Consider the following 13,902-nt stretch of genomic DNA (forward strand, 5'->3'; position numbering starts at 1 on the left):
GGAAGCACTCTGCCTTGTCTTTCGTCAGTCTTCTTTGCGCTCCCACAAAGAGCGCTTCGGATTTTCCTTTAGAACCGATCCCGACCAACGGGAGATCTGACCATGGCTATGCAAACGAGCCTCCAGGACGAGGCAAAGGACGACCACATGCTGCTCTGGATCCTGGTGTGGAGCGAGCTGATCGCTTTCGGCATCCTGATCCTTGGCTTCCTCGTCGTGTCGACCTTTGATGCTCAGGCCTTCGAACTGGCGCGTCTGCATTTAAGGCCGGGGATCGCCGGCGCGAACACGCTTATCCTGCTGGTCAGCGGTTACTTTGTCGCCGTGGCGATGCGAAGTCGGCTTGATCTCGAGGCGGTGAAACGGCCGTTGACGATTGCAGCCCTGCTCGGCTTCTGCTTCGTGGCGGTCAAGCTCTTCGAATACTGGGGTGAGGTTCGCTACGCTCAGGATGCAACGCTCGACACCTTCTTCGAGCTCTATTTCATCATCACCGGCTTCCATCTGCTGCATGTCTTTTTCGGCGCTATTGCTCTTCTTCTTGTCGCCTGGCGCCCGGCACGGGAAAACCTGGTTCTGATCGCCACACTCTGGCATGTGATTGACCTCGTCTGGTTGGTCATCTTTCCCATTCTCTATCTTGCGTGAGGCTTCTCATGACCCGCAGACAGCACGAGGATTTGGTGGGTGTGCTCGCCATGCTGATGACCTTTGCAATTGGTGGCGCGATTGTTACGGCGCTCGCCGGTCCAACGATCGTACCGATTGCCGCCGTTCTTGCGATTGCCTTTGCCAAGGGACGGCTTGTGGTGCTCGACTTCCTCGAACTCAGGGGTGGACATCATCCCATGCGGATTGCGCTCATATGCTGGTTGAGCATCATTCTGATCGCCGCCCTGTCTCGGTCGCTGGTGGTCCTTCTTTTGGGCTGAACATTCGCGCCGTTGCTTGCCAAAGCGCAAAGAACAACTCCGATCACTCTCTATGAAAAGAACATCCCGCAGAGCCGGCGAGGGGATCGCCGAAGCCTTCGAGGCGGGGAAACCAGGTCGGGCCTTTCAAGCCTGGCAGACGGAAGGACAAGGGCATGGCAGAGCGCCTGACCAAGACCGGAGCGCGCAACGTCTTCTATGGCGGCTCCATTTTCTTTTTTGCGATCTTCGTGGGGCTCACCGCCCACAGCCATTACTACATCCGCACTACTTCAACAGATGAATCGACGCTGACCGACAGCGTCGCGCGCGGCAAGCATATCTGGGAAAAGAACGCCTGTATCAACTGCCACTCGATCTTGGGTGAAGGCGCCTACTTCGCGCCCGAACTCGGCAATGTCTGGACCCGCTGGGGTGGCCAGGACGATCGCGACGGTGCACGCGAGACGCTTCGTTCTTGGATGGCGGCACAGCCCTCTGGTGTCGAAGGTCGCCGCCAGATGCCGCAATTCAATCTGACCGACGAAGAGATCAACGATCTCGCAGACTTCCTCGAATGGACCAGCAAAATCAAGACGCAGAACTGGCCGCCGAACGAGGCTGGCTGAGCCCTTCGTGACCCAAGGAGACACAAAATGAAATATCAAAGCCAGAAGGTCGCGATGCTGTATTTTTACGGTGCGCTCGGCCTCTTTATCGCCCAGGTCCTGTTCGGGGTCGTCGCGGGTACGATCTACGTTCTGCCCAATACGCTCTCCGAGCTCCTCCCTTTTAACATCGTCCGTATGATCCACACCAACGCCCTGATCGTTTGGTTGTTGATGGGCTTCATGGGCGCGACCTATTATCTGCTGCCGGAAGAAGCGGAAACCGAGCTTTACAGCCCGAAGCTTGCTGTTGCGCAGTTCTGGATCTTCCTCATTGCCGCTGCCGCCGCGGTCGTCGGTTATCTCTTCGGCATTCATGAGGGGCGCGAGTTTCTCGAGCAGCCCTTCATCATCAAGATCGGCATTGTCATTGTCGCATTGATGCTGCTGTTCAACGTCACCATGACATCGCTGAAGGGTCGCAAGACTGTCGTCACCAACATCCTGATCTTCGGTCTGTGGGGTGTGGCGATCTTCTTCCTCTTTGCCTTCTACAACCCAACGAACCTGGCACTCGACAAGATGTACTGGTGGTATGTCGTCCACCTCTGGGTCGAAGGCGTATGGGAGCTGATCATGGCCTCGGTGCTCGCCTTCCTGATGATCAAGCTCAACGGCATCGACCGCGAAGTGGTCGAGAAGTGGCTCTATGTCATAATCGGGCTGGCGCTGTTCTCCGGCATTCTCGGCACGGGCCATCACTACTATTGGATCGGCGCGCCCGGCTACTGGCAGTGGATTGGGTCGCTGTTCTCGACGCTTGAAGTCGCGCCCTTCTTCACCATGGTCATCTTCACCTTCGTGATGACTTGGAAGGCCGGTCGCAAGCATCCGAACAAGGCAGCTCTTCTGTGGTCGATCGGCTGCTCTGTCATGGCCTTCTTCGGTGCCGGCGTCTGGGGCTTCCTGCACACACTGTCCTCGATCAACTACTACACCCATGGCACGCAGGTGACGGCAGCCCACGGACACCTCGCGTTCTTCGGCGCCTATGTCATGCTCAATCTTGCGATCATGGCCTATGCCATTCCGGAAATGCGCGGCCGCCAGCCCTATAACCAGTGGCTGTCGATCGCGAGCTTCTGGATGATGTGCACGGCGATGTCAGTGATGACCTTCGCGCTCACCTTTGCCGGTGTCCTACAGGTGCATCTGCAGCGCGTGCTCGGCGAAAGCTACATGGCCGTCCAGGACCAGTTGGCCCTGTTCTACTGGGTCCGTCTCGGCTCCGGTGCCGTCGTGCTTGTGTCCGCCCTGATGTTCGTCTGGGCCGTGTTGATGCCGGGCAAGGAGAAAGAGCCTGCCTTTGGCGGCTATGTCGAGCCTGCAGAGTGAAACAGCGGCCCCGCTGTTTCAAAAAGCGGCGGGGCTCTCCCCAATTTTGAGGATCAGCAACATGAATATCATCGCCCGCAACATTCAGCCGGATATCCCGGCCTACTCTCCAGCCGGCAACGAATGCACTCTCTTCGAGACAGCCTGGACGCGGCAGTTGCCGCTTCTCCTCAAAGGACCGACAGGCTGCGGAAAGACCCGGTTCGTCAGTCATATGGCGCAAAGGCTTGGCTTGCCGCTGACCACCGTCTCCTGCCACGACGATCTGGCGGCCGCCGATCTCACCGGCCGTTTTCTTTTGAAGGGAGGTGAGACGGTCTGGGTCGACGGACCGCTGACCCGGGCAGTCCGTGAGGGCGGTGTGTGCTATCTCGACGAGGTGGTCGAGGCGCGCAAGGATGTCGCCGTCGTGCTCCACCCGCTCACCGACGACCGGCGCATCCTGCCATTGGAGCGGACAGGCGAAGAGCTTGAAGCGCCGCCGGCCTTCATGCTCGTTGTCTCCTACAATCCTGGCTATCAAAGCCTCCTCAAAGCGTTGAAGCCCTCGACTCGCCAGCGTTTTGTCGCCATCGAGTTCGACTTCCTGCCCAAGGCGAGGGAGATCGAGGTTGTCTCGGCAGAAAGTGGACTGCCTGCCACGGCTGTAGAGCCATTGGTCGAACTGGCGCGGCGGCTGCGGGCATTGAAAGGTCATGACCTGGAGGAGGGCGTCTCGACGCGTCTGCTGGTTTACTGCGCGAGCCTCATCGATGCCGGTCTTGCGCCACGGGACGCCGTTCGTGCCTCCATGATCGAGCCGCTGACCGACGAACCTGACGTGCGTACCGCACTCCTCGAACTGGCACAGGCGGTCATCCGCTAGGAGAATGTCATGCTGGACTTTCTGGAGCTTGAGGAGACGGTCGGGCGCGCCTGGCACAGGCTGGCAGGGGATACCCGCACCTGGCCGCGTTACCCCGAAGCGGCTGTCCTGCTGGAGGACGTGCTTCCGGTACTCTCTGTCTGCTTTCGTGGCTTCGGCGGTGAACGGACGGTTCAACTGGTACCGGCGCGGGGCAGGACCTCGCAACACCGGCTGAAGTTCCGGCAACGCACGGGGCTGGGCGAAGAAAAGCTCATTCATCCGGCGCGGGACGAAGCTAGCGTGATGTTGCCCCCAGTCTTGGATCTCATGCCGGAGCAGTCACTCAATCTTGACCTTTATGTCTGGCTGGCCGCCGCCATGGCCGTGATGCCGCTTCAACCGATGACCGAGACTGATCCCCTCAAGGCAGATCTTGCACTTTTGGACGCGGCGTCGGCACTTGAAGCGCAGGTCCTGGAGACCTTCCCCGGTCTGGTCGATCGTTATAGTCGGCTTTGCCGCGCCCTTCTGTCGGAGCGCCGCCGCGGCTCGCTGCCTCGGGTTGAGGGGCTGCTGGAGGACTGCATCATTGATCTCCTGCGCCGTGGCGCGGGGCTTGCCCCGTTCTCTGCAGGTAATGATATGCCGACGCAGGCACCTGCGGGCTATCTGCCGATGTTGCCCGTGCCACTTTGGCCGCAGGCGGTCGTTAGAGAAGAATGGGTCGGCCGCCAGGAAATCGATCAGCCAGTTGGCTCCAGCGAGGCGGATGCGCAGGCGGCCGGACGCCATGTGGCAATTCGCGAGAAGGATTCCGCCGCCAAGGGCGAGCGCAGCCCCTTCATCCTGAATCGCTTCGAGAAGATCCTCGCCATGGCCGAGATGGTCAATGTCGACCGTCCCGCCGACGACAGTGACGATCACGATGCGTCTGCCGCTGACGAACTCGATGAGATGGTGCTTGGAGAACGCAAGGGCCGGCCAGCCGCGAAATTTCGGTTCGACCTGGATCTGCCGCCCGAGGCGCTCATCCATTCCGCGATCGAAGCGGAACTGACCTATCCGGAATGGGACTACAGACACGGGGTCTATCTGAAGGACCACTGCCGGGTCTTTGCCGGTCCGGCCTGCGAACAGGACAAGGCGCCGGTCCAGTCATCCGAGATGAAGGCGATGATTCGCCGGGTGCGGCGGCAGTTCGAAGCGATGCGTCCGCGCCATGAGCTGCTGCGTGCACAGGTCGACGGTGCCGATCTCGATCTCGATGCGGTCGTGCGTAGCCGCACCGAGCTTGCTGCGAGCGGTGAATGCTCCGACCGCATCCACCTGGCAAGCCGGCCGCAGGCCCATGATCTTGCGGTGACCCTGCTGGTCGACGTCTCGCTGTCGACCGACGCCTGGTTCAACGACCGCCGGGTACTCGATGTCGAGAAGGAGGCGCTTCTGGTTCTGGCCGAAGGGCTGGCAGCCTGCGGCGACATGCATTCTATCTTGAGCTTCACGTCGAGACGGCGGGACTGGGTGCGCGTCGAGACGATCAAGGACTTTGACGAGCCGATGGGTGCCTTGGTGCGCCATCGCATCGCCGCGCTGAAGCCCGGTTACTATACCCGCATGGGAGCAGCCCTACGCCACGCGACGGCCAAACTTGCCGAGCGTCCCAATCGCAAGCACTTGCTTCTTGTCCTGACCGATGGAAAACCGAATGATGTCGATCACTATGAGGGACGTTTTGCGCTTGAAGACACACGTCGGGCCGTGAGCGAAGCAAGGCGGCGTGGCATCCATGTCTTCGGCGTCACGGTCGATCAGGATGCCAAAACCTATGTGCCGGCTGTCTTTGGCCACCATGGCTATGCCGTCGTTCCCGACATTCGCCGCCTTCCGGCGACCTTGCCACAGATCTACCGCGCGCTCGTCCGCTGATCCGCGAACGCGCAAAGGGGAAAGCCCGGACCGAGAGATCGGACCGGGCTTTCTCGTTTTTCGCCGTTTTGTCTCAGGCCGCGGTGGCGTGTGTTCTGCCCGTTTCGCCGAGATAGGCATCAAAGCACGACGCCACCGTTCGAACGAGGAATCTGTGTTCCGTGTCCACGCTCAGCACATCGCCACGCAAGGTCACAATCCCTTCGTCCAACAAGGTCTTGAGCAGCAGATTGGCTTTTCCAAAGCTCTCCTCCGGAAGTTCAAAGCCATCCGGCTTGGCTGTGAAATCCACTTGGAAGTCACACATCAACCGCTCGATGATCCAGGCGCGGACGCGGTCCTCCTGTGTGAGGCGGTAGCCTTTCGATGTGGCAAAGTTCCCGGAAGAAATGAGGCTGGCATATCGGCCGATGGCGACATCGTTCTGCGCATAGCCTTCGGCAAGACGTCCGATCGCCGACGAGCCGAACCCGATCAGTGTTGAGGCAGTGTCGGTCGTATAACCCTGGAAGTTGCGGTGCAGCGCCTTACGATTGGCGGCGATCGAAAGCTGATCCCCAGGAAGCGCAAAATGGTCGAGACCGATCCGTCGGTACCCGGCTTCGCACAGCGTCGCCGCGATGGCTTCCGCCTGGGCGTGTCGATCATGTGCGTCGCCGAGCGCTGCCGTGTCGATCAGGCGCTGGTGCTTCTTGAAGGCCGGGACATGGGCGTAACCGAAGACGGCGAAGCGTTCAGGGCGCATGGCAGCAGCCATACGCGCAGTTTCAATTGCAGAGTTGACGGTTTGATGGGGCAAGCCATAGATCAGGTCGAAGTTGACGCTTCTGGCTCCAGCCCTGCGCAGGTTCGACAGGGCCGTTGCCGTCTGCTCTGCCGACTGAATGCGATTGATCGCTTTCTGCACCTTGGGGTCGAAACTCTGCACGCCTAGGCTCGCACGGGTCATTCCCGACTCTCCGAGTGCTTCTGACATTTCGAGGGTAAGCGTTCTCGGATCGATTTCCACCGCCAGTTCGGTCGCGCCGCAAATACCAAAGGCCGCTGTGAGCGTGGCAGTCAGATCGAGGAACTCCTCCGGGGTCATGATCGTGGGTGTGCCGCCGCCGAAGTGAATATCGCTGACATCCTGTCGCCGCCCGATGGCTTTTGCTACCAGCCTGATTTCCTGTTTCAGCACGGTCAGATAGTCAAGGATCGGTGCGTCCTTCTGGGTGATCGTAGTGTGGCAGCCGCAATACCAGCACATGGATCGACAGAAGGGCACGTGAAGATAAAGCGACACCGGTTCGCTTTTGGGGATGTTAGCCAGCCAATCACGATAGGTGCCGGCTCCAATACTGGGCGAGAAGCGGGGCGCCGTCGGATAACTTGTGTAACGGGGCAGGCGGCTTTCGCCATAACGGCGGATAATCTCTGTGTTCATTGTATCGCTCCGGTTCGGTGCCCTAACGATAGTGCCAGGTGCCATCGCTTCGTTGTCGAAAGGCAAACAGGAACACTGCTTTCCTGGTTTTGCTTGTTACAGCACAACGAAGCCTAGGCGCCCGTGCTTCAGTATCCTGCGGTGCAGCTTACGCTGCATGCGACTCCCGCAACCCGCATTGAAGAAAGCCAGCGAATGACTGTTGTTGAAGATCATATTCTCAAGCTCGACGTGCGCGAAATTCCGCGCGTGGAAAGGCATCCCCGTATATTCGGAATGTTGAATTCACTGCTTCCGGATTATCAGTTGATCCTGACCGTCGATCATGATCCGGTTCCGCTCTACTACCATCTCGAGATGCATTATGATGGGATGTTCGGGTGGGAATATCTTTCCCGTGGGCCGGAGATATGGGAAGTCCGCATTCGCCGGAAGAAGCACGAAGGCTGCAACTGCAACTGCGGTGGTGGTCATTGAACTGCATGCGAGCGACCGGTTAAAGGCGGTCGCTCCACGCACGTTCGTCGTGATCGGACACGTGAAGTCGAAAATTGGGAGGTCAAGTGTCGACGACAGCCAGTTTCAAAGAACTCGATGTGAGGCCCATCCTTCGTGACGGAGGCGAGCCATTTCCCGCAATCATGGATGCGGTTCAGTCGTTGAAGCCAGGAGAAGGTTTGCGTTTGCTTGCTACCTTTCGCCCTGTGCCACTCTTGAGCGTCATGGCGCGCCGCGGCTATTCGGCCGAGCTCAAGGAGTTGGATGGCGGCGAGTGGGAGGTTCTGTTCATCCCAACCCCAGACACTTCTGCAGAAGTTCTCCACTCAATCGGTGCAGAGGAAGCGGCGGCCTGGCCGGACCCGTTGTGGAGGGTCGACCTCACCGAGCAGCAGCCACCGGCGCCCATGGAGAAAGTTCTCTCGCTGATTGAGCTCATGGAGCCAGGCGAAGTACTTTTCGCGGTGTTTTCAGAAGAATCGCGCTTTCTCGGTGCGGAGCTGGAAAAGCGCGGTCACCAATGGGTCGGCAATCTCGATGCTTCAAAGCGTGCCTATCGCATGTTGATCCGAGTGGGCGGTGAAGGTTGACGACCGGGTTGCCGCTGAACGTGACATAGGAGACCCGCATTGTCGCTTAGAAAGAAGACAAAGGCGGCAATCCAGAAAAAGCCAGACGTTGCGATAAGAGCCCCATAGTATCCTGGAACGATGTCGGCTGCGATGCGGCCGCTTGCTGCGAGCAGTACGCAAGGGACGGACAGGCGCTGGCGCAAGGAAAACTGCTCGTTCCGACCGGTGTGAAGGCGGATCGAACGATTCATGATCGCAATCATCATTCCTGTGACGGCTCCAATAGCAAGAAGATGCATTGCAGTGAGCAGGCCGAGTGTATCGAGCGCGGTTGCTGTAATTCCCAACAGGCCCAGGGGGATGAAGGCGTACGAAACCTGCATCGCTGCGATCATGGACGATTTCAGGATGATTGGCCTGAACCATCTTATTGCGCGGGCAAAATGCGAACCGGCTGCCACTAGTGCCACGATTGCCGCGAGTGGGCCGGACGGTTCAAAGGTCCAAGCCGTTGCGGCAAGGAGAGTGGCAACAAGCACGAAACGATCGATGAAGTGATTTGCGGGGGCGAGGCGTGATCTGCCCGCCTGGGCAAGCCAGTTGTTGGTGAAGCTAGGGATGAGCTTGCTCGCGGTCGCAGTGATCAGCAGGATATAGACCGAAAGACCTGCCCGTGCCCAAGCATCCACGTCTCCTCCGTTCATCGCCGCCATGTGAAACCCGCCATTGATCAAGGCAAGCGACATAACAGAAAGGATCGGCTTCGCATCTGCGATCCTTCGCGCAACCCATACCTCCCTCAAGCAGAAGTAGGCGAAGAGCGGGAGGAAGATCCAGTCGATCAGGAGGGTGGTGAGGGCCGTTGTTTCTCCGACCATCAGCATGGAGATGCGCCCGGTAATCCAGATGAGCACGAGAATGCCAAGCGGCTTGCCTGAAAGCGGAAAGCGACCAGTCCAGTTTGGAACTGTTGTCATTAGGTATCCGACCAGAACGGCCGGCATGAAGCCGAACAGCAGTTCATGCGCATGCCAGGCGGATGGGCCGTAGACTTTCGCCACCTCAAGCCAGCCGTTCACCGCGCAAATCCAGATTGCGATCGTCGTGATGGCCCACAAAGGCGCACCGAGATAAAATGGCCGGAACCCATAAGACAGCAGGACGAGGCCGTCGCGCCCCAGGCCCCGCGGGATCCCGCCACTGGTTATTCGTTCCTTTTCCTTCATGGAAATCGCTTTCAAAAATACTCGTTCGACGCTGACTCTGAGATTTCGAGGTAAAGTAATTGATCTCGATCAAAGAGCCCCAGCCAAAATATTATTTGGTCGGCGGCTGAATGACGCACTGCTTCTTCAGCGGCTCATTGTTCCAAGTCAAATAGAAAGGCACGTGATGAAGTAAAACAATGTCAACAGTTCGAGCGAAACGCTTACTGCACGACAAGGAGAAAAGATCATGACCCAGTGCCTCAATCTGACCAGAAGAACAATGCTCGCGGGAGCAGTGTTTGCAAGCGCGCTTGTGCCCATTTTGACAGGAACAGTGGCACGCGCCGAAGGCGGCGACATCAAGACCAATGCCGCAGCCGTAGCGGCTGACATCGCTAAGCTGGAGCGGGTGAAGGTCGATCTTATCGCGCCTCCTTTCGTCCATGCGCATGCTCAGAAGGCCGAAGGCGGGCCCAAGGTCGTCGAGTTCACGCTCACCATCGAGGAAAAGAAGATCGTCATCGATGACGCTGGCACCGAAGTCCATGCCATGACTTTCAATGGCTCGGTCCCCGGCCCGATGATGGTCGTTCATGAAGGCGACTATGTTGAGCTTACGCTGATCAACCCTGACACCAACAGCCTGCAGCACAACATCGATTTCCATTCGGCAACCGGTGCACTTGGCGGCGGCGCGCTGACACTGGTCAATCCGGGCGAAACGGCGGTACTGCGCTTCAAGGCCACAAAGGCCGGCGTCTTCGTCTACCATTGTGCACCTCCCGGCATGGTGCCGTGGCACGTCACCTCGGGCATGAACGGCGCGATCATGGTCCTGCCGCGTGAAGGCCTGAAAGACCACAAGGGCAATGAACTGCCTTATGACAAGGTATACTATGTCGGCGAGCAGGACTTTTATGTCCCCAAGGATGCTGACGGCAACTACAAGAAGTATGAGAGTGCCGGCGATGCCTATTCGGACGTGCTCGAAGTGATGAACACGCTGACCCCGAGCCACATCGTCTTCAATGGTGCTGTCGGAGCTCTGACAGGCGACAATGCGATGACGGCTGAAGTCGGTGACCGGGTCTTGATCCTGCATTCGCAGGCCAATCGTGACACCCGTCCGCACCTGATCGGTGGCCATGGTGATTATGTCTGGGCGACGGGCAAGTTTGCCAACCCGCCGGAGCTCGACCAGGAAACCTGGTTCATCCCTGGTGGTGCTGCGGGCGCTGCCTACTACACCTTCCAGCAGCCGGGCATCTACGCCTATGTCAACCACAACCTGATCGAAGCCTTCGAGAAGGGGGCGGCCGCCCACTTCAAGGTCACCGGCGACTGGAATGACGATCTGATGACCGCCGTTGTCAAGCCGGAAAGCTGACCCTTGTGAATGCACGGGGTGCTTGATGAGCACCCCGTGGACTTCCTCTCTAACTCGTTGGTAATCGCCATGTCCGGCGTCGTTCTCACTCCCAGGCAGCCCAACTCTATCGGCTCGGTGCTGCTGCCACTTTTGCTCATCAGTGCTTTGTCCACTGCTGTCGTATTTCAATCCGGCATCGTCCGGCTGAATGGTGGCGCCGATCTGCCGCCGCCTCAAACCATCTCGGTGGCGCCGGGCAGTTTCGTCTATCGTCAGCCCGGCGAATTTTACCGCGCTGGATATGCCGTCGATGGGCCGAAGGCCGAATACGTGATGACGGCTCCTGTCACGATCATGAAGTATCAGGTCAGCACTCAGGACTACGATGCCTGCGTGGCTGACGGAGCTTGCCCGGCCCGGGAATCGGTAACCCCATCTCGGTCTGACATGCCCGCCACTGGTGTCAGTCACGATGACGCAACAGTCTATGCCCGGTGGTTCTCGGAAAAGAGCGGTGGAGTCTGGCGCCTACCAAGTGATGCAGAATTGGCCTTTACCGCTGGCACAAAGTTTCCTGACGACGCTCTCGGCATAGATCCGGACAATCCGAATCCAGCCTTGCGTTGGCTAGCCGACTATGAGCGTGAAGCCGCCCGCAAGAGATCGAGGCAACCGGAACCACTTCCGTATGGCAGCTTCGGAGAAAGTGAGCATGGCCTTGCCGACTTTGGCGGCAATGTCTGGGAGTGGACCACGACCTGCAATCGACGTGTAGACCTCGTCAAGCAAGGACAGCAAGTCACAACCGAAGCCTGCGGTGTCTACATCGCCGCCGGAAAACACAGATCGCCGTTAAGCTCGTTTATACGCGACCCGAAAAGCGGAGGCTGCTCTGTCGGAGTTCCCCCTGATCATGTCGGCTTCCGGCTGGTCGAAGATCGTCGCTGGTACGCGCCTTTGCTCTTTTCGATCGGTGCCTTGTGAGGTAGGTTATCCCTCGATTTGGACACTCGCCATGACACCCACTATGGGCTTTCTGAGCCCTTAAGCGTGCGCGTTGTTGGCGAGAGAGGGATATATTTTGAAGCTTGATCGGACGATCATCAAGTCATTGTCATTATTCGACAAAATGACCGATGACGAATTGGACGCACTGCTCGTTCCTGCGCAGACAAGGCGACTGCCCATCGGCGAGTCCGTGTTTGAACAAGGTCAGCCCGCCTCATACTTCTTTCTACTTTTGCATGGTCGACTCAAGGTCACCCAGGTGACGAGTTCCGGTCAACAGATTATCGTGCGTGTCGTGCATCCTGGTGACCTGTTCGGGTTCGCCAAGGCGCTTCAACGACAAGACTATCCAGGCACTGCGCTTGCCGCTGCCGAAAGCTTAGTTCTGTCGTGGCCAACAGAGTTATGGCCGAAATTCGTGGAAAGAAATCCAAGACTCGCCGTCAGCGCGATGGAGACGATCGGTCAAAGGCTCGAAGAAGCCCATGTCCGCATTCGCGAAATGTCCACGCAAGAAGTAGAGAAGAGAGTTGCGCATACCGTCTTGAGGTTGGCGCAAAAGGCTGGTCGTTCGGAGGCGGCGGGAATACGGATCGATTTCCCGATCTCGAGGCAGGACATTGCCGAGATGACTGGCACGACAATTCATACGGTCTCGCGCATTTTTAGTGCATGGGAGAGCAGGGGGCTGATCGAAGGTGGTCGGCAAAAACTCCTGGTGCGCGATATGGTTGAACTTGCGTCGCTGGCGGATTCTCTTCCGGAGCGTCGATAATCAGGTGAAGCGTCCCCGTACTTGATATTGCGCAAAGAAGGCCTGTTCATCCTGGCCTATCACTTCTCCAACGGAACGAGGTGTTCCTGTCCAAGGAGATGAAAATGAAACTGCGTAGTGTAACCATGGCAGCCGTTCTCTTGCTTTCGGCCCCGGCGCTCTCAATCGCTGCCGATTTCGAAGTCAAGATGCTGAACAAAGGTGCAGAGGGTGCCATGGTGTTCGAGCCTGCCGGCTTGAAGATTGCCCCCGGCGACACCGTTACCTTCATCCCGACCGACAAGGGCCACAATGCCGAAATAATCAAGGGCATGATCCCGGACGGTGCCGCAGAGTTCAAAGGCAAAATGAACGAAGAAATCAAGGTGACGTTCGACGTGCCGGGGCTTTACGGCGTAAAATGCGCACCACATGTCGGCATGGGTATGGTCGCCGCGATCCTTGTTGGTGATGCTCCAGCCACCAATCTCGACGCCTTCAATGCTGCCAAGCTACCGAAAAAGGCCCGTGAGCGGATTGATGCAGCCGTCGCTGCGGCCCAGTAAAGACGTGTGCTAGCTGATGTTGCTTGATCGACGCCGCCGGGGTGTGATCCCCGGCGGCATCGGCATTTCTGGACCGTATTGATATGCGATCGATGCAAGCATCAGATCCCGCCGTCAGCAAGAAGGCCGCTATGCGCTCGGTGAATCGCGTCTCGTAGCTCGTCGACCGGAGATGCGGTGGGCAGCTCTTTGCCTTCCAGCTCTTCCGGCACCTTCCAGCCGGGGTCGATGCCTTGCATGTTTGGTAGTTCGTGGGCGATGCCCTTGTGGCAGTCTATACACGTCGCCTTGCCGTTCAGGAGATAACGCGTGTGGATCTCTGCTGCGCGCTCCGTCTGTTTCGACAGGTCCATAGCAACCGAGGAGTGGCAGTTTCTGCACTCGAGACTGTCATTAGCTTTCAGTCTCGCCCATTCGTGCTGCGCCAGCCGCAATCTCTGATCGAGGAATTTCTGACGTGTATTGATCGTTCCGAAGATCTTGCCCCAGACTTCCTTCGAGGCCTGCATCTTTCGGGCAATCTTGTCCGTCCATTCGTGGGGCACATGACAATCCGGACAGGATGCCCTGACACCGGAGCGGTTGGAGAAGTGGACGGTCCTCGTCATCTCCTCATACACATTGGTCTTCATTTCGTGACAACTGACGCAGAACTCCTCTGTATTCGTCAGTTCAAGTGCTGTGTTGAACGCACCCCAGAACATGACGCCGCCGACAAAGCCGCCGAGCGTCAGGAAGGCGAGGCTGAGCGTCGCCGCTGGCGTCGTCAGAACGCGCCATGTCCATGAGAGCAGGTTGCGGAGCCTCTGCATTT

The 13,902-nt window shown here is 58.3% G+C and carries 15 protein-coding genes; 12 read left to right on the top strand and 3 right to left on the bottom strand.

Annotated features, from left to right (window positions below):
* The first annotated feature begins 102 nt into the window (after positions 1-102).
* The 6 genes from IP85_RS08520 to IP85_RS08545 all read left to right on the top strand — a co-directional run bounded on the left by IP85_RS08520 (position 103) and on the right by IP85_RS08545 (position 5,687).
* A complete protein-coding gene (locus IP85_RS08520) occupies positions 103-648 on the top strand; it encodes a cytochrome c oxidase subunit 3 (protein ID WP_054149253.1) in 546 nt (181 codons plus the stop codon).
* Between the two features lie 8 nt (positions 649-656).
* Positions 657-932, top strand: a complete 276-nt coding sequence (locus tag IP85_RS08525; RefSeq protein ID WP_054149254.1) for a cytochrome C oxidase subunit IV family protein — start codon at positions 657-659, stop codon at positions 930-932.
* 155 nt (positions 933-1,087) lie between these two features.
* On the top strand, positions 1,088-1,540 hold the full coding sequence (locus IP85_RS08530) for a cytochrome c (RefSeq protein ID WP_054149255.1): 453 nt from the start codon (positions 1,088-1,090) through the stop codon (positions 1,538-1,540).
* A gap of 27 nt (positions 1,541-1,567) precedes the next feature.
* On the top strand, positions 1,568-2,914 hold the full coding sequence (locus tag IP85_RS08535; RefSeq protein ID WP_054149256.1) for a nitric-oxide reductase large subunit: 1,347 nt from the start codon (positions 1,568-1,570) through the stop codon (positions 2,912-2,914).
* Positions 2,915-2,975: 61 nt separating this feature from the next.
* On the top strand, positions 2,976-3,779 hold the full coding sequence (locus tag IP85_RS08540) for a CbbQ/NirQ/NorQ/GpvN family protein (protein ID WP_054149257.1): 804 nt from the start codon (positions 2,976-2,978) through the stop codon (positions 3,777-3,779).
* 9 nt (positions 3,780-3,788) lie between these two features.
* Positions 3,789-5,687 (top strand): VWA domain-containing protein, encoded by a 1,899-nt coding sequence (locus IP85_RS08545; protein WP_054149258.1) that lies wholly within the window; start codon positions 3,789-3,791, stop codon positions 5,685-5,687.
* 73 nt (positions 5,688-5,760) lie between these two features.
* Here the strand turns inward: IP85_RS08545 and hemN are convergent, their stop codons facing one another.
* Positions 5,761-7,113 carry an oxygen-independent coproporphyrinogen III oxidase gene (hemN, locus tag IP85_RS08550; RefSeq protein WP_054149259.1) on the bottom strand — a complete coding sequence of 451 codons (1,353 nt, stop codon included), beginning with the start codon at positions 7,111-7,113 and terminating at the stop codon, positions 5,761-5,763.
* Between the two features lie 123 nt (positions 7,114-7,236).
* Between hemN and IP85_RS08555 the strand changes: the two genes are divergently transcribed.
* On the top strand, positions 7,237-7,590 hold the full coding sequence (locus IP85_RS08555) for a DUF2249 domain-containing protein (RefSeq protein WP_348625556.1): 354 nt from the start codon (positions 7,237-7,239) through the stop codon (positions 7,588-7,590).
* A gap of 86 nt (positions 7,591-7,676) precedes the next feature.
* The gene (locus tag IP85_RS08560; protein WP_054149261.1) at positions 7,677-8,201 is read left to right on the top strand and encodes a DUF2249 domain-containing protein; all 525 of its coding nucleotides are present in this window, start codon (positions 7,677-7,679) and stop codon (positions 8,199-8,201) included.
* On the opposite strand, the gene IP85_RS08565 is transcribed toward IP85_RS08560, so the two are convergent.
* Positions 8,165-9,409 carry an NnrS family protein gene (locus tag IP85_RS08565; protein WP_054149262.1) on the bottom strand — a complete coding sequence of 415 codons (1,245 nt, stop codon included), beginning with the start codon at positions 9,407-9,409 and terminating at the stop codon, positions 8,165-8,167. The two genes, IP85_RS08560 and IP85_RS08565, sit on opposite strands and share 37 nt — an antisense overlap.
* 229 nt (positions 9,410-9,638) lie before the next feature.
* On the opposite strand from IP85_RS08565, the gene nirK reads away from it, so the two are divergent.
* The 4 genes from nirK to IP85_RS08585 all read left to right on the top strand — a co-directional run bounded on the left by nirK (position 9,639) and on the right by IP85_RS08585 (position 13,088).
* Entirely contained in the window at positions 9,639-10,778 is a 1,140-nt protein-coding gene (nirK, locus tag IP85_RS08570) for a copper-containing nitrite reductase (protein WP_054149263.1), read from the top strand.
* A gap of 69 nt (positions 10,779-10,847) precedes the next feature.
* On the top strand, positions 10,848-11,744 hold the full coding sequence (locus tag IP85_RS08575) for an SUMF1/EgtB/PvdO family nonheme iron enzyme (RefSeq protein ID WP_054149494.1): 897 nt from the start codon (positions 10,848-10,850) through the stop codon (positions 11,742-11,744).
* Between the two features lie 97 nt (positions 11,745-11,841).
* Positions 11,842-12,543 (top strand): Crp/Fnr family transcriptional regulator, encoded by a 702-nt coding sequence (locus IP85_RS08580; protein WP_054149264.1) that lies wholly within the window; start codon positions 11,842-11,844, stop codon positions 12,541-12,543.
* A gap of 98 nt (positions 12,544-12,641) precedes the next feature.
* On the top strand, positions 12,642-13,088 hold the full coding sequence (locus IP85_RS08585; protein ID WP_054149495.1) for a pseudoazurin: 447 nt from the start codon (positions 12,642-12,644) through the stop codon (positions 13,086-13,088).
* Between the two features lie 101 nt (positions 13,089-13,189).
* On the opposite strand, the gene IP85_RS08590 is transcribed toward IP85_RS08585, so the two are convergent.
* The gene (locus IP85_RS08590; RefSeq protein ID WP_054149265.1) at positions 13,190-13,900 is read right to left on the bottom strand and encodes a NapC/NirT family cytochrome c; all 711 of its coding nucleotides are present in this window, start codon (positions 13,898-13,900) and stop codon (positions 13,190-13,192) included.
* Positions 13,901-13,902: the final 2 nt, after the last annotated feature.

The sequence above is a fragment of the Rhizobium sp. AAP116 genome, assembly GCF_001295785.1.
In the GTDB taxonomy this organism is placed as follows: Bacteria; Pseudomonadota; Alphaproteobacteria; order Rhizobiales; family Rhizobiaceae; genus Allorhizobium.

Excerpts from the sequence above, each read along its gene's own strand:
- IP85_RS08520 (WP_054149253.1), top strand. The coding sequence starts at position 103 with ATGGCTATGCAAACGAGCCTCCAGGACGAGGCAAAGGACGACCACATG.
- IP85_RS08525 (WP_054149254.1), top strand. The coding sequence starts at position 657 with ATGACCCGCAGACAGCACGAGGATTTGGTGGGTGTGCTCGCCATGCTG.
- IP85_RS08530 (WP_054149255.1), top strand. The coding sequence starts at position 1,088 with ATGGCAGAGCGCCTGACCAAGACCGGAGCGCGCAACGTCTTCTATGGC.
- IP85_RS08535 (WP_054149256.1), top strand. The coding sequence starts at position 1,568 with ATGAAATATCAAAGCCAGAAGGTCGCGATGCTGTATTTTTACGGTGCG.
- IP85_RS08540 (WP_054149257.1), top strand. The coding sequence starts at position 2,976 with ATGAATATCATCGCCCGCAACATTCAGCCGGATATCCCGGCCTACTCT.
- IP85_RS08545 (WP_054149258.1), top strand. The coding sequence starts at position 3,789 with ATGCTGGACTTTCTGGAGCTTGAGGAGACGGTCGGGCGCGCCTGGCAC.
- hemN (WP_054149259.1), bottom strand. The coding sequence starts at position 7,113 with ATGAACACAGAGATTATCCGCCGTTATGGCGAAAGCCGCCTGCCCCGT.
- IP85_RS08565 (WP_054149262.1), bottom strand. The coding sequence starts at position 9,409 with ATGAAGGAAAAGGAACGAATAACCAGTGGCGGGATCCCGCGGGGCCTG.
- nirK (WP_054149263.1), top strand. The coding sequence starts at position 9,639 with ATGACCCAGTGCCTCAATCTGACCAGAAGAACAATGCTCGCGGGAGCA.
- IP85_RS08575 (WP_054149494.1), top strand. The coding sequence starts at position 10,848 with ATGTCCGGCGTCGTTCTCACTCCCAGGCAGCCCAACTCTATCGGCTCG.
- IP85_RS08585 (WP_054149495.1), top strand. The coding sequence starts at position 12,642 with ATGAAAATGAAACTGCGTAGTGTAACCATGGCAGCCGTTCTCTTGCTT.
- IP85_RS08590 (WP_054149265.1), bottom strand. The coding sequence starts at position 13,900 with ATGCAGAGGCTCCGCAACCTGCTCTCATGGACATGGCGCGTTCTGACG.